The following is a 15,185-nucleotide window of genomic DNA, read 5'->3' as shown; positions in this document are numbered from 1 at the left end:
CCTACGCCGCACTGAGCGAGTAAAGGTTATGTTCTGGTTTGCCAGCAAACATAATTGCGCCTTCAATCGCGTCAAACTGTGGCTCAACAATCCATTGCTGAACTGGTGGTGAAAGCCAACGTACAATGCGTTCAGCTATGCTGCCCATTAAACAAATACGTGTTGCGCCGCGCTTGTTTAATGCCACGAGAAACATTTCTATATCCGCTGCGGTTTGCTTCAGCATTTCAATGGCCAGTGCATCGCCTTGTTCCGCATGTTGGAAAATAGCCGGAGAAAACTGCCCATAATCACGAGGAAGCGCCTGTTTTGACCACGCCACCACGTTGTCGACCTCATTTCCGAAATGCGTCATAACGTGTTGTGCTAGGGGCGTTTTTTCTCTGATGCCATCTTCAGCTAACAAAACTTGCTGAACTAGGCGTAGCCCCATCACTGCGCCGCCACCTTGATCCGAAATAGGGAACTCACGACCACCGACAACGTGTTGCTCCAATCCTTTAAGGTAGATGCCACAAGAACCGGTTCCCGCAATCATGATTGCGCCATCTTCGCCATTGTGCGCACCAACGCACGCACCGTAAGCATCGGTATTCAGAGTTATACTGGCAAATGGATGAGGAAGAGACATGAAGGCTTGCCAAGATGCTTTGTGCTCTGCGCCAGCAAGGGCTAAGCCGACGTGCATCGACGCGAAATCTTGTTGTGTTAGACCGCCTTGCTCGGTAGCCGAAGTGATGGATTCAAGAATCGAAGCCATTGCTATTTCAGCACCTAGCATGATGTTGGCACTGCCGCTTTTGGCCTCGCCAAGAAAATTACCTTGTGAATCTTTAATCCTGGCTCGACATGACGTGCCGCCACCATCGATACCGACAAAATACATTCCCATGATTATTCTTCCTTCATATTTTTAGAGGTCGCCAACTGAGAAACATGCTGAGCTTGACTGATTATCGCGAGTAAGTACCAAGCGCCATGCGGGATCCATTGTTCGCCCCAGCGCCAGTTTTGTAACACGTCTTCTTTTTGTGCTGGTGGGTTAAATGCAATGTCTTCCTCGTCTTCAAAGCCGCCAGTGGTTCCGTTACACACGCCACCTTTTGCGTTGAAGAAACCATATTGAGGGAGGTAATCAGGGTTGTTACGACCATGGCCATCTAGCATGCACATGTCGTATGGGTTTAAGCCTACAACCCAGTTCAATGCATCTTGAGCAAACACAGAAAGTTGTTGCTGTACTTCTTGCGACGCTATATGCGGTTGAGCAAGGTACGCCATGGTCGCGAGTGAGCCAAGTCGAGCATTCTCGCCTTGCCACCAATAGCCGGATTCATTGTTGTGTGCGACAAAAAATGCCTCGCGTTTTGACTCATTTACGCCTTTAACATATTGGCGAGGGTAACCGAATGGGTTGATCACTTTATTCGATATTGTGATCTCAAACTCACACGCTAGGTTGACGATACGTTTTACTGATTCCGCTCGTGCTGAGTCGTCTTCAATAGATAGATATTCGCATAGGGCAATAACTGGTAGACCAGCTTCGGCTGCGTGAAAGTATGGACGGCTGCCGTCTTGGTTTGCTGACCAAAAGTGTTGAATCTGCTCGTCGCTCATTTGGCGTGCAACTAAACGTTGCGCCCACAAACGGCTCTCTTCCAAGTAGCGAGTTTCTTTGGTTGCTTTAAACAGTTCTACACAAGCCAGTAGCGCACAGTATTCGTCGATAATGTTTTCTTCCCCATCATTGAGGTACTGCGTATTGTGCTCTTTTAAGTGCCAGTAACCATTTTCGGCAGCGTTGCGGTATTTTTGTTGATCGTATTCACCGTGAACACTTAAACGCGACGCTGCCGCTAGCGCTGCAATGGCGACACCGCCACCTTGTCGAAAGCCTGCTTGATAGTCGTCAAATTTGTGACCAAGTTGAGTTTCGTACGCGCAAATCTCGCGTTGCGCAGTATCTTTGCTCCACTTGTCAAAGACCGTCATGTAGAAAAAGCCTTTTTCGTTTTGCATACGCACAAGAAAGTCTGCACCGAACAGGGCTTCTTCAATCAGACGTGTACGTGTGAAAGCTGCAATGTCTTCGCTTCCTTCAAGCAATGAAACCCCTTTTAGGATGTTCCAAACCACCATTGGGGTTTGTTGAGGATTCAAATAATTCGCGTATGAAAGGTGACTTAAATACTTGCTAACGTCTCCTGATGCGTCGTACCAGCCGCCGTGTACATCAACCTTTTTATTGGAGTTTAGTACTGGAAGTTGTCGATCTTGTTTATCGAAGATCCCGCCGCAACGTTGCGATTTGAAGTAGTGGATCACATCTGACAAAGTTTGATCCAACAGAATGTGTTCGCCAACGATGAAAGAGGAAGAGCGCGTATCTTCTACTTGCAAGAAATAGTCACCTGACGTTGTGAAAGAGGAAAAGTCGATGAGGTAGAAATAGCCCTGATGCCAGTTCGCCACTTTACCTTGTTCTTCAACCGCAAAAGTTGCCACGGTTTGCTCGCTAGTGGCACAAATCAATTGAGCAGTGTAAGAAGACAAGTGTGGTTGTTCGGTCTGGATAATGGCTTTCTTTGGGCCCAGACGTTCATAACCAATGTGGTTAGTCAGTAGCAGCATTCAATGTCTCCGGGAAACGATAAAAACAGGAATGGGTCAGGCTGAACCTGACCCTCGTTATGATTAATCTTCAAATAAGTAACAGCGGACAAAGTGGTTGTCGGACAGTTGAGTGACGCCCGGTAGTCGTTCGCGACATTTGTCGGTAGCGTGTACACAACGTCCAGCAAATGGACAGCCGACAGATTCTGGTGTCCAAAGTGGGATTTCCCCTTTGTTGCCTTTCAGTTTCTCGTGAATAGACTTCGATGGATCTGGAACCGCAGATACCAACAGTTGCGTATATGGGTGTTGAGGATCGTGAATGATTTCTTCAGTATCGCCCCATTCAACCATGTGACCTACGTACATGACCGCGAGATCTTCAGCAATGTAACGCGCTGTTGCGATGTCGTGAGTGATGTAAAGCAGAGACATTTGTTTCTCGAACTTCATCTCTTCCATCAAGTTCAGAACACCGGCACGGATTGATACATCGAGCATCGATGTTGGCTCATCCGCCAATACCACTTCAGCACCAACTGCGATGTTACGAGCTAGGTTTACACGTTGACGCTGACCGCCAGATAGCTGGTGCGGGAACTTTTGCGCCGTTTCTTTTGGTGGAATAAGACCAACTTGTTCAAGTAGGTCGTACACACGCTCTTCCAGTTCTTTCTTGTTGCCCGGTGCTACTTTCTTATGAATCAGCAGCGGGCGCGCAATATGGTGGAAGATATTGTGCGTTGGGTTTAGCGAGCCAAACGGGTCTTGCCACACCATTTGTACACCTTCACGGTAGGTCATTAAATCGTGACGAGAGGTGATGTCTTGGATATCACGACCTTTGTATTCAATGATGCCATCGGTTGGTGCGTACATTTTTGCAATCATTTTTGCAGTAGTAGACTTACCTGAACCAGATTCACCTACCACTGACAAGCCGCGGCTCTTGTACATTTTGAAAGAGACGTCGTTGATTGCGCGCATCTTAGATTGTTTGATTGAGTTACTGTTTAAAGGGAAGTCCTTAACGACATTTTTACCCTCAATCAGCAGTTCGCCGAATTGTTTGCTCATAATTCTCTCCAGTGTAATTTTTGTTCTTAGCTAGCGTTTTTTTGTTGTTAAACCTTAGCTTGAGCAATGGTGTCGCCGTACAAATGGCAATTTGAGAGGCGACCTGGTTCAATTTGACGTAATTGGGTTGGTACACGTGTACATGCTTCATGTACGCGGTCGCAACGAGCTTGGAAGCGGCAGCCCTGTGGTACTTCTAGCAAGTTCAACGGGTTACCTGGAATACCAGTCAATTTGGTCTTTGGTCCAGTTAGTGGAGGGAAAGAGCTACCCAAACCTTTGGTGTAAGGGTGGTAAGGACTTTCCAGAATTTGCTTAGAAGGCGCGACTTCAATCAACTCACCTGAGTACATGATGCCGATACGATCCGAGAACTCGACCATCAATGACAAGTCATGTGTGATGAACAGAATTGAGAAACCAAACTCTTCTTTAAGCGCGTAAATTTTTTGTAGAATCTCACGTTGAACTACCACGTCTAGTGCCGTTGTAGGTTCATCCATGATGATCATTTTTGGGTTCAGAGCCAAAGCGATAGCAATAACCAGGCGTTGACGCATACCGCCAGAGAATTGGTGTGGGTAATCGCTTAGTCGGCTAGGGTGGATATCAACGATTTCCAATAGACCTTCAGCGCGTGTTTTTGCTTGAGCGCGAGTCATATTGGTATGACGCATGATGACGTCACAGAACTGCTCTTCCATGGTTAGAACAGGGTTCAAAGCGTTCATCGCACTCTGGAATACCATCGACATTTCACTCCAGCGGAACGCTTGCATGCGATCATCGCTGTACTGAAGGATATCTTCACCGTTGAAGATAACCTCACCACCTGTGATAAACGCTGGCGGCTTATGAAGGCGCATTAGTGAGAAGGCAACAGTGGATTTACCACAGCCAGATTCACCAGCCAGACCGAATACTTCACCGGGTGCAATGTCGAAGCTCACGTTGTTACAGGCGCGGACATCGCCCGCGTCTGTGATGTAGTCTACGCATAGGTTACGGATGGAAATTAGTGGTGCAGTCATGATTATTTATCTCCGCTCCATAGTGCATTTTGTGGTGCCAGTTCAGGCTCACGCTCTTTCTTGTCTTTTGCTGCTAGTTTTTTCCAGCGTTTCATGCCTTTGTGAGAACGAAGTTGAGGGTTCGCAATTTCGTCAACGGCAAAGTTCAACAGAGCAAGACCAGTAACCAGTAATGTTAGGGCAATACAAGGTGCTAATACTTCCCACCATGCGCCAATCAGCATGGCTGATGAGGTTTGCACGTTGTAAAGCATGATGCCCCAACTGATCGTGTTGGCATCACCCAAACCTAGGAACGAAATGACCGCTTCAGTGTTGATCGCCAGCATTACTGAGCCAATGAAGCTCGCACCGACAATTGGGATAAGGTTTGGTAAAATCTCAACAAAGATGATGCGGAATGAAGACTCTCCCAATACTTCGGCAGCTTTAACGAACTCTTTCTCGCGTAGTGCCATAGTTTGAGAGCGGACAACACGTGCACCCCATGCCCAAGAAGTACCAGCGATAATCAAGGCAATGGTGAGTGGGCCTGCTTCACCGATAAAGGCCGCCAACACGAATAGCAATGGATACTGCGGAATTACTAACATGATGTTCATCGCGGCACTCAATACGTCATCCACTTTACCGCCGAAGTAACCTGCCGATATACCAATGACTGTTGCTAAGAAACACACGATGATGCCAGCACCAAAGCCTACACCCAGTGATACTCGTGCACCGTAAGCCACCTGCGACCAGATATCGCGACCCATTCGGCTAGTACCTAATACGTGGTCGGCCTTTTTAGACATAAGCAGTGTACGACGATCGTCTGCTAGGTTTTTAGCGACCCAACCATCAGGGTTGTTTTGTGCCTGTTTTACAACAAAGCTTGGGTATTCGTGTGGGTTACCGGTTCGCTTGTCTGGCGCATGCTTTGTAAGTAAAGGAGCGGCAATCGCAACGAACACGAACAGCGTAACAATGCCAAGACCAATGCGAGCAAATGCGTTACCTAAAATAAGTTTGAATAGTTCTTTCATGATTATTTGCCTCCCGTACGTAGGCGAGGGTCTAGAATCATGTACAGCATGTCAGCCATTAAGTTGAAGCACAGCATGAACATCGTCATGATAATTAACTGACCTTGAAGTACTTGGTAGTCACGAGCGTGAATTGCGTTCAATAGAACAGTACCTAGGCCTGGGTAGTTGAAAATCATCTCGATGATTAATTGACCTCCAATGGCCATACCTAAAGACATAGACAGTGCGGTAACACTTGGAAGTAGTGCGTTACGTGCGGCGTAATTAAAGACGACGCGGTTTTCACTCAGCCCTTTACCTTTAGCCATCGTGATATAGTCTTCGGCGAGAAGGTTGATCATGTTGTTACGCATGTTAACTAGGAAGCCACCAATTTGAACGATGGTTGCACAGAATAGAGGTAATACAGCGTGGTAACCCACGTTCTTGATGAACTCCCAGCTTGTCCAATCAGGAATAGTACCTGGCGTGTAAGCATAGCCAGATGGGAACCATTTCAGGCCAATCGCAAAGGTAAACAGCGCTAACATTGCGATAACCATTTGTGGAATAGCTTGAATGATCAATGTACCAGGCGTTACGAATGCATCGTACTTACTACCGCGCTTCCAGGCGGCAAAAATACCAAGGACAGAAGCGATGGAGAAAGAAAGTACAACCGCAGTACCAGCTAGAAATAGTGACCAGCCAAATGCACTACCTAGTAAAGAATTAACTGAAAGTGGGTAGAACTGGATTGAGGTGCCCAATTCCCAACTTAGAATGTTTTTAATGTACGAGAAGTACTGAATGTAAATTGGCCCATCAACGAAACCGAGCAGTTCTTTCATTGCTGCGATTCGTTCTGGAGTCACCTGTACTGAAGCATTAGCAAACATCATGGTAACTGGGTCACCAGGCATTGCTCGCGGAATAATAAAGTTTAACGTCGCTGCAACTAAGAGCGCGACAAGATAGAACGACAAACGTCTTAAAAAATAACCCATAACTCACACCTTACTCACCCAGATTTTTTCCCTGTTTCTGGTTTCAGGTCGCTCCTAGCGAAATTTAGAGCGAAAAATCCCCTGACGACGAGCGCCACATGGTTTCGTTAACAAGGGATTTTTATAGGCGGCACACGGGATGTATGCCGCTTGAAATGAACTTCTACTTATTTAACTGGTTTTAGGTCCAGTACGTGAAGTAGACGCTCTGGGATACCTGCCCAAATGTTTGGACGGCCCTTAGGGTTTTCTTCGTTCCACCAACCAGTGAAGCGAGTTGTGTTGTATTGGTACATGTACGCGCCAGATAGCACAGGAATAGTTACTTGGTCCTGAGCAATGATCTTCTGAATGCCATGAGCGATCTCTAGCTGTTCTTGCTTATCTGCTGTCTTGTAGAAGCTGTTAAGAAGACCGTCTAGCTTATCGTTCTTGTAGAAGTGCATTGCAAAGCGAGGCATGCCGTCACCAGCTTGTAGCTTCGAGTTGTAGCCACTATCCCAGTACAAGTGTGGATCTGCACCGTGGAAGTAGTTGGTGTAAGCAACGTCGTAAGTACCTTCTAGCATTGCTTGGTTGTATACCGAGAAGTCTGGTGTACGAGCACGAGCTTTAATGCCCACTTCTGCTAGTTGCTCAACGGCTAGTTGTACTGTGTTGTTGAAGTCAGTCCAACCGTTTGGTGATTGAATTAGGAGCTCGAAAGACTTGCCAGATGGTGTATCCACAAAGCCATCTTTGTTTACATCTTTGAAGCCAGCTTTAGCTAGAAGCTTTTTCGCACCTTCCGCGTTGTATGTGTTGTAGCCCTTGTACTTGTTGTGCGTCTCTTCATCAGACCAAGCTTCGAATGCGTAGCCAAGGCCAGATGCGAAGTCGTTCACTGTACCGCCGCCGTAGAAAGCGATATCAATGATAGTTTGACGGTCTAGCGCCATAGAGAACGCACGACGGAAGTCAACGTTAGTTAGTGCTTCGTTTTTCGCAGCGTCTGGGTTTTTGAAGTTCACTACAAATGCTTGAGTACCCGCTGGTGGGTACCAGTAGTGGTGATTCGGACTTGCTGCAGCGTACGTACGGTCGATGTCTGGTACGAATGAAGACGTCCAGTCCATTTCGCCGTTAACGATTTTGCCCAAGAATTGGTCGTTGTTCGCGATTTGTGGCACACGCAGACAATCTACATCTAGGTTGTCAGCATCCCAATAATTCGGGTTCTCACACTGGATATATAGCTGCGGTGTGAAAGTGTCGATTTCAGTAAATGGACCACTGCCTACTGGATTTTCGTTTGTGAATGTTGCTGGATCTTTTACTTTGCTCCATACGTGCTTAGGTACGACTGGTACTTTCGCAATTTCGTAAGGAACGTTTGAGTTTGCTTCGCTTAGACGGAATTTAACTTGGTAGTCGTTAACTTTTTCTACGCCAGTCACCCAAGAGTTGATACCAGATTGGTCTAGCTCTGGCTTCTCTTTAACTAGGTTGAAAGAATAAACAACATCATCAGCGGTAAACGCTTTGCCATCAGACCATTTTACGCCCTTACGGATATCGAAGGTTACGCTCATCAGGTCATCAGCCATGGTAAAGTTTTCTGCTAGACGAAATACAGGCGTGTTACCGTGCATTTCGTTAAAAACAACGAGCGGCTCGTAAATAAAGTCGGTTGTTGTGTGCAGGTTAGTTGCACCCAAGAAAGGGTTAAAGTTACGAACGAAAGTTGTAAACTCTTTAGGGTGGATAGTCAGTTCACTGCGTTCAGCCGCAGTAGCTACCGATGCAAAACCTGTAGTAGCCGTTGCAATAATTGCTGTTGCTAGTGCTGTTTTTTTAATATTGGCAAGCATAGCTGTTCCTTACTATTTGCTTTCATTTCACTAAATGGAATTGAATGTCATCAATTGATAAACACTCTCTAAGACCTACCTCTTGTACATGCCTTACTCATTACAACATTGAGTTTCGCCAAGAGTGGCCTGTAGGCCTTAGGTAGGAGTAAGAAAACACCTTATCCATAAAATAATCAAACTTGATTCCCGTTAAAAACGTTAAAATCTCTGAGCTCTCCGTTATAAACGTTATTTTGGCTAATTTTAACCAGCATTGGGCCAAAAAATAAACGTTGATATGCGTCGCAGTTTATATCCTTGTTAATAACAAGTGTTGGTGATTACTAACCTGCTGGTCCTTTTTAAATATACGTTTCCTGCTTGTTTTCTAGGTTCGGAGATCTCGCTCACATGCAGAAATGGTGTTAATTAATCAGCTAAAAATTAATCTGCCGTTCTGTTGTGATTAAGTTCGCAATCTCTATCAATAGTTCGTCAAAATCCGCTTGTTATCTGAAAAATGGCCTTTTTTATCGACAGTTTTCTTCCGTTTGTTGTCCTTTTTTTATTATATGAATGAAGTTTTTTCGGTTGCTCGAACTTACCTAGTTAAGACAAGTTAAATGGATAAGGTCGTACGTTTTGAAGACCAACAATAGATAGCGTTGTCTAACCGAATGTTCGTTATTGGAAATATGGTAATGGGGTAGGAAGAGGCGGTCTCTTTTATCTCTAGGAAGGGAATACTCGAATAACAAAAAAGCCCAGCATGCACGCTGGGCTAGTTTTTTTGATAAATATTAGCTGGTCAATAGTCGCTGTAGTTTATCTCGTTGTGCTTCTATGTATGCTCTCTCGGGGCTCTGTTCTTTGCAGTGTTCGAGAATGAACTCTATCGAGCTTAGCACCGTTCTCCAACGTGGTGTTTTGGGTAATGTTTCTATACGCATGTATTTATCTAAGGTGCGTGTTTGTAAAGTACTTCGGTCTAGATAAACGCGCCACAAGCCACTTTGCTCTGCAAATGCGAATTTACTTTCACCCGTTACAGATTCCCAATACTCTAAAGCATGTGTCATTGCGTCGACTAGAACTTCCCGCATAAGTTCTTGCTTGTCCTTTTTATTACCGAGTGCTTTGTCTGCAAGGCGCGTAAATTCTCCGCCAAGCTCTTTTAGCTTTTGCAATTGGTCTTTGTCACCATCAAATGCATAACTTGAAAGCACTTCTACGGCGGTTTCTAGATTATGTATGCGAGCGGCACTGGCTCCACCGCCGACATTAAAGATGTACATGATATCTAACCCTGAACCTTCAGGGAGCTTAAGAATGTCTGCTTCGATGTTCTGACGAATATCTTCAATATAGATATCAATCTTGCCACAGTAATGAGGTTGTTTGACGGTTAGATATTTAGGGGCAATCAGCTCATCAGCAGATGAGCGCTTTAGCTGTTCTAAGCTGCGCTTGAATAGCTTACAAGCAGCTTCGTTAGCAAAGCGAATACGCTTGTCTTCACGTAGACAGATGATAGCTTCAGGAGCCGATTCTAGCTGTTCCAACAAACGACCTTGAGTCTCAAGTAAGCTTGCTTCAACGACTGCTCGCTGTCTAAGTTCAGACTCTAGCACTTTGTTTTCCATATGGCGCATTTCTGCTTTGCTTGCCGTTAAATGCGCTTGGATACGTGCCGCCAACTCTTGTTTATTAAATGGTTTCGATAAATAGTCGTTGGCTCCTGCTTCAAAACCTCTTACACGATCTTCTGTTTGACTGAGTGCGGTGAGCATAATGATTGGCAACTCGGCATGATCATAGGTTTCACGTAGTTCACTACAAACTTGGTAGCCGCTCATGCCTGGCATCATGATATCCAATAACAGAAGTTCCGGCTTCTCTTGCTCGACGAGCGCTAACGTTTCTGGCCCATCGGAGACGGTACGCACACGATAGCCCTCTAAACGTAAAAAGCTTTCAAGCACGCGTAAGTTTACTGGTTCATCGTCAGCAACATACAGTAACGGGCCGTCTGGGTTCTCTGGAAGTGATAAGTCTTCACTGTTCTCTACATTAACTTCAGGGATTTGGAAGTGTCCGTGCGCAGCTAGAGTCTGGGTTGCTTGGATTTCTTCTTCACTGGCGAGCGGTAAAGTGAAACTGAAGGTAGTTCCGACCATTGGTTGGCTACTGACGTATAACGAGCCTCCCATTAATTCGATCAATTGACGGCTAATGGAAAGCCCAAGTCCTGCACCTTGACGATAACGGCTCGCGTCTTGCCCTGCTTGGATGAGTGGTTCAAAAATATGTTCAAGTTGTTCTGCGGGAATTCCTTGTCCAGTATCCACGACTTGTACGCGTACATGATCATCTACCACATTAGCGGAGATAACAATTTTACCTTCTGAGGTGTATTTAATCGCATTGCCAATCAGGTTATATAGCACTTGTTCAAGGCGTTGCGGGTCAGCCGACACTGCTTTTAAATCCGCTGGGACTTGGTTGATGATGCGGATGGTTTTACTTCCGAGTAAATGGCTAGAAAGCTCTAAAACCAATCGTGTTGCACTGCCCAAACTCACTGCTGATTTCTGGATATCCATGCTTCCATAACGCATTTTATGATAATCCAACAAGTCATCGACTAGATTAGCGAGACGCTGACCACTTTTAATGATGATATCAAGCTGATATTTCTGGCTAGCGGGGATCGCACCATTGGCGCCGGACGCTAAGGTTTCAGCAATCCCGACCATGCCGTGTAACGGTGTACGAAGTTCATGAGAAGTCGTGGCTAAGAACTCATCTTTTAATTTATCGGCCAATTGCAGTTCTTCATTCTGTTTCTGAATGATCTGTATGTTGCTTTCTAGTTCTTCATTTTGCTTCTTAATGGTTTGAATCTTCTCTCGAATAGAGCGTTGCATTCGTTCAAAGCTTAACGCAAGCCGACCAATTTCATCTTTACGAACCGTATTAAAAGACGTGTCATCAAGATCCCCTGCAGAGACCTTTTCGGCAACCCAAGTCAATTTCAGCAACGGAGAAGTGATAAAGTTTGATAAATAGTGAGAAGCGATCACCACAAGGATAATGGCGATCAACATAGCGATAACGAATAGTTTTTCGAGTTGATGGATACGAGCGAAAGCTTCGTTTTCTGGTAACTGTACGACGAGCGCCCAAATCACACCACGAGTTTCAATCGGTGCATAAGCCGCGATGATTTCTTCACCTAAACCGTTTGTGTAAGTGCCGACACCAAATGCACCAGAGAGTGCTTTATCGATCACTTCTAAACTGTTCTTAATGTCGTCTTGTTTCGTGTTAATTGTGCGAGGTTGGTGATCATTTCCAACCAGCAAGGTGTTAATTGATGACTCTCGGTTGGCGTCTGCGGCTAACTTAGTGATGCCATTATTTGGCAAGCGGAACATGGCATAGCTGTGTAGATAACCTTGCTGAACAATTGGTGCACCTAGCCAAGCGACTGATTTCCCCCCTTCCAGCTCGAAGTCAGACACAATCACAGGAGTGTAGTCTTCGTTTACTTTTCGACGTTCAGTCACATCATCGGCGAGACGCTTGAAAGTTTTGCCAAGTGCCGAGTCTTTGTAGGGGCCTGATAACAAGTTCGTTCCGTAGTTATCGTCTTTGTTGATCGAGTAGGTGACGTTACCATTGATGTCGACCAGCAAAATGTCATTAAAATCAGAGCGCTTGAGGAGCTCTAAGTAGGCCCAATGATAGCGTTTATGTAAAAGTCGGTAACGTTCACTTCCTACATAGTTGGATGACTCGGGTAACGTTGAGGTTTTGATTTGGTCTCCGCTGCCCTCGATGTAGCGCTGTTGGGCGTTTTTACGAGACTCTTCAATATCATTGCCTAAACGACTAAAGGCATTGACGAGACCATAGAATCGGCCACCACTGGCGTAAGCCAGCTCTGAGCGCACAAAGCCCATGACTTCGGTTTCTCGTGCCTCAAAGTAGTCGATGATTTGCTGCTGTTTTGTATCTCGAACAGACAGTAAGTGCGAGGTGCTTTGTTCTTGCAGATCTTTACTGTGGGACTGCAAGAAAAAGATCGCAGTAATGGTAAGAGGTGTGATACTGAGCACCAGAAATGCGGTCATCAGTGTACTCTGAAGGCGCTTAAATTTCTGTTTTTTGTAGAATTTAAACATGGATAAGATTACAACTCATAATGGGCAGTTCTAAAACATACTTCGCTGCCGAGGTTCTCGTTAAAAACGGATAAGATGTTCAACTAGATAGAATTAACAAAATTAACGAGTTTTTTTTCTTTGACAAGAAAGTTAGTTGTAAAGCGTGCAGGGTGACGCAGTTTTTCTTATGAGTGTTGAATTTATGAGAAAAAATCGCGCAGGTTTATGCCTGCGCGGGGGAAGTTATGATTTTTTCGCGTAGTAGATAGAAAATTTATTGGTCTTATTTAGCGTCTCGCAATTATTAAACGCCCGCTCGATAATTGGTGGGTATTTTAAGAAGCTATTCGCGACAATCACCATTTCGCCATCTTTGGTTAGATATTGTGGTGCCTGACCCAACAAGGTTTCCGCTGCGTTGTAATTTGTGTCTAAACCACTGTGGAATGGCGGGTTGCTGACGATAAAGCGGTAGTCTTTTGCGGTATCCGAGTATATATCTGATGCAAATACGCGTCCGGATAAACCATTCGCTTCTAATGTGGCTTGGCTAGAAGTGATCGCATAAGCATTAATGTCACACATCTCAATCGCGATCTCTGGATTCGCTTTCGCCATAAACGCACCGAGTACACCTGCACCACAACCAAAGTCGAGCACTTTGCCCGACAGCTTAGGTAAGGTTTCAAGCAGCAATCGGCTACCTAAGTCGAACTCGCCATGGCTGAATACGCCAGGTAGGCTCTTAACCGCTAGCGACTGCTCACCGAGTGTAACAGTGTAAGACTTAAACCAATCTGCTTGGTTGAAAGGTTTTGGCTCATTGAGGCAATTACCCCAGTAAAATGAGCAGCGACGAGCAGAGTCGTACTTGTTCACAGGGCCGTATTCTTGGAACATCTTCTCGATGCTCTTGATGCCGGAGCGGTTTTCACCAACGATGACGATTTCGGTGTTAATGCCCAGTTTCGCCATCAACATCGCCAGCAAGTATTCTGCTTCGGCTTTTGCTTTTGGCCAGTATAAAAGGACCATGTCTGCTTTTGTTTCAACATCAAACACAGAGCCAAAATGACTTTTCACTTTGTCAGAGGTTTGAATTTGGCGGTAGTAGCTATAGTTGGAAGTAAACACTTCAACAGACTCACAATGAGCCACTAACTCAAGAGGAAATAGGTCTTCAACTTCACCAGCGACTAAAACGTGTTTTCCGTTGAAGTATTCAAGTTGGCGCTGAGCTATTTGGCTAGGAGCGATATAAGCAGACATAAATTTGGTTCATCAGAAATAATTTGGGGCAGATTTTCGCACAATCTGCCCCAAGCTTGAAGTGATTAAGCGGTGACTAGCTGTTGTCTTGTTGGTTAAGGAAGTCTTTGAATTCTTCCTCGTAGATATTAAACAGTACCATGGTCACGGCAAAAATAAGTGGGCCGTAGATAAGACCAATCAAACCAAACAGATGCAGACCACCCAGTAATGAGAAGAAAATCATAAGGGTATTCATGCCGGCGCTGCCTTGCATTAGCAACGGGCGCAATAGGTTATCTATAGAGCCAACGACAACTACACTCCACACCGTCAAGAAGATAGCCCAAGTCATATCGCCTGTTAAGAACAAGTACGCTGCTGCAGGAATCCAGATTAGCGCGGTTCCTACCACTGGAATGAATGATGCAAAGCCCATCATCGTTCCCCAAAATAACCCAGGGAAGCCTGCTAGCCACATACCGATACCGCCAGCCAGACCTTGAGCAATCGCTGTCATGAATGAGCCCATTACGGCTGATTTAGAAACTTGCTCTATCTCTGTCAATATGCGGTCTTCTTGGCTACGTGAGAGTGGCAGGATATGACGAATCGCAGAGATAATTTTGTCGTGGTCACGAAGCAGAAAAAACAGCACAAACAGCATTAGGAAGAAGTTCATTAGGAAGTTGGTTGCGTCTCCTAAAATCTTTGCGCTGATAGCGACTAAGTTAGAGCCAAACGATGTGGCAAATTGACCAATTTTCTCAGCAATGGCTTTGGGCTCGATTTTATCAAAAGGTAAGTACTCATTAACAATCGCTAAGCCTTTGATAACGAAAGGATGTTGGAATATATCTTGGATACCACCATTGGTAACCCAATTATATGTATTTTGTGAGAAAACAGAGCCTTGCTGAACAATGGCGGCAAACACAAATAAAAGCGGGATAACAATAATAAACGTCAAGACGACACATGACAGCAGTGCCGCCATATTGGGGTGCTTGGGAATTTTCTGCTCAAACCATTCGTGTATCGGAAACATGAGCAAAGAAATGATAAAAGCCATCACAATGGAATTGATATATGGCTCAACCAATAAGTAGCAAGCAAAAGCAGCGGCGAGTAAAGCAACCATTAGTACTCGGTGACTCGACGTTATTTTTACATTATTTGGCATGGTATTAGTCCA

10 protein-coding genes are annotated in these 15,185 nt (G+C 45.2%); all 10 read right to left on the bottom strand.

Features of this window, described 5'->3' with window-relative positions:
- Nucleotide 1 precedes the first annotated feature (1 nt).
- Nucleotides 2–892 (bottom strand): N-acetylglucosamine kinase, encoded by an 891-nt coding sequence (locus R7040_RS13810; protein WP_206959606.1) that lies wholly within the window; start codon nucleotides 890–892, stop codon nucleotides 2–4.
- 2 nt (nucleotides 893–894) lie between these two features.
- A complete protein-coding gene (locus R7040_RS13805) occupies nucleotides 895–2,634 on the bottom strand; it encodes a glycoside hydrolase family 9 protein (RefSeq protein ID WP_318081473.1) in 1,740 nt (579 codons plus the stop codon).
- 63 nt (nucleotides 2,635–2,697) lie between these two features.
- A complete protein-coding gene (locus tag R7040_RS13800; protein ID WP_005380041.1) occupies nucleotides 2,698–3,693 on the bottom strand; it encodes an ABC transporter ATP-binding protein in 996 nt (331 codons plus the stop codon).
- 47 nt (nucleotides 3,694–3,740) lie between these two features.
- Nucleotides 3,741–4,724, bottom strand: coding sequence for an ABC transporter ATP-binding protein (locus tag R7040_RS13795; protein WP_005386550.1), 984 nt, complete (start codon nucleotides 4,722–4,724; stop codon nucleotides 3,741–3,743).
- 2 nt (nucleotides 4,725–4,726) lie between these two features.
- Nucleotides 4,727–5,752 (bottom strand): ABC transporter permease, encoded by a 1,026-nt coding sequence (locus R7040_RS13790; protein WP_047102642.1) that lies wholly within the window; start codon nucleotides 5,750–5,752, stop codon nucleotides 4,727–4,729.
- Nucleotides 5,753–5,754: 2 nt separating this feature from the next.
- Nucleotides 5,755–6,741, bottom strand: coding sequence for an ABC transporter permease (locus R7040_RS13785; protein WP_005380038.1), 987 nt, complete (start codon nucleotides 6,739–6,741; stop codon nucleotides 5,755–5,757).
- A gap of 167 nt (nucleotides 6,742–6,908) precedes the next feature.
- Complete coding sequence (locus R7040_RS13780) at nucleotides 6,909–8,591, bottom strand: ABC transporter substrate-binding protein (protein WP_005380037.1); 1,683 nt, start codon at nucleotides 8,589–8,591, stop codon at nucleotides 6,909–6,911.
- Between the two features lie 782 nt (nucleotides 8,592–9,373).
- Nucleotides 9,374–12,760, bottom strand: coding sequence for a response regulator (locus tag R7040_RS13775; protein WP_005380036.1), 3,387 nt, complete (start codon nucleotides 12,758–12,760; stop codon nucleotides 9,374–9,376).
- 225 nt (nucleotides 12,761–12,985) lie between these two features.
- Nucleotides 12,986–14,011 (bottom strand): 16S rRNA (guanine(1207)-N(2))-methyltransferase RsmC, encoded by a 1,026-nt coding sequence (rsmC, locus tag R7040_RS13770; RefSeq protein ID WP_017820412.1) that lies wholly within the window; start codon nucleotides 14,009–14,011, stop codon nucleotides 12,986–12,988.
- A 76-nt stretch (nucleotides 14,012–14,087) separates the two neighbouring features.
- Nucleotides 14,088–15,173, bottom strand: coding sequence for an AI-2E family transporter (locus R7040_RS13765; RefSeq protein ID WP_005386541.1), 1,086 nt, complete (start codon nucleotides 15,171–15,173; stop codon nucleotides 14,088–14,090).
- Nucleotides 15,174–15,185: the final 12 nt, after the last annotated feature.

The sequence above is a fragment of the Vibrio sp. 1069 genome, assembly GCF_033340555.1.
Note: the sequence above shows the minus strand (reverse complement) of the source record. Positions and strands in the feature narration are given on the sequence as shown.

Bases quoted from the DNA above. Each gene is read 5' to 3' on its own strand.
- R7040_RS13810 (WP_206959606.1), bottom strand. From the start codon at position 892: ATGGGAATGTATTTTGTCGGTATCGATGGTGGCGGCACGTCATGTCGA.
- R7040_RS13805 (WP_318081473.1), bottom strand. From the start codon at position 2,634: ATGCTGCTACTGACTAACCACATTGGTTATGAACGTCTGGGCCCAAAG.
- R7040_RS13800 (WP_005380041.1), bottom strand. From the start codon at position 3,693: ATGAGCAAACAATTCGGCGAACTGCTGATTGAGGGTAAAAATGTCGTT.
- R7040_RS13795 (WP_005386550.1), bottom strand. From the start codon at position 4,724: ATGACTGCACCACTAATTTCCATCCGTAACCTATGCGTAGACTACATC.
- R7040_RS13790 (WP_047102642.1), bottom strand. From the start codon at position 5,752: ATGAAAGAACTATTCAAACTTATTTTAGGTAACGCATTTGCTCGCATT.
- R7040_RS13785 (WP_005380038.1), bottom strand. From the start codon at position 6,741: ATGGGTTATTTTTTAAGACGTTTGTCGTTCTATCTTGTCGCGCTCTTA.
- R7040_RS13780 (WP_005380037.1), bottom strand. From the start codon at position 8,591: ATGCTTGCCAATATTAAAAAAACAGCACTAGCAACAGCAATTATTGCA.
- R7040_RS13775 (WP_005380036.1), bottom strand. From the start codon at position 12,760: ATGTTTAAATTCTACAAAAAACAGAAATTTAAGCGCCTTCAGAGTACA.
- rsmC (WP_017820412.1), bottom strand. From the start codon at position 14,011: ATGTCTGCTTATATCGCTCCTAGCCAAATAGCTCAGCGCCAACTTGAA.
- R7040_RS13765 (WP_005386541.1), bottom strand. From the start codon at position 15,173: ATGCCAAATAATGTAAAAATAACGTCGAGTCACCGAGTACTAATGGTT.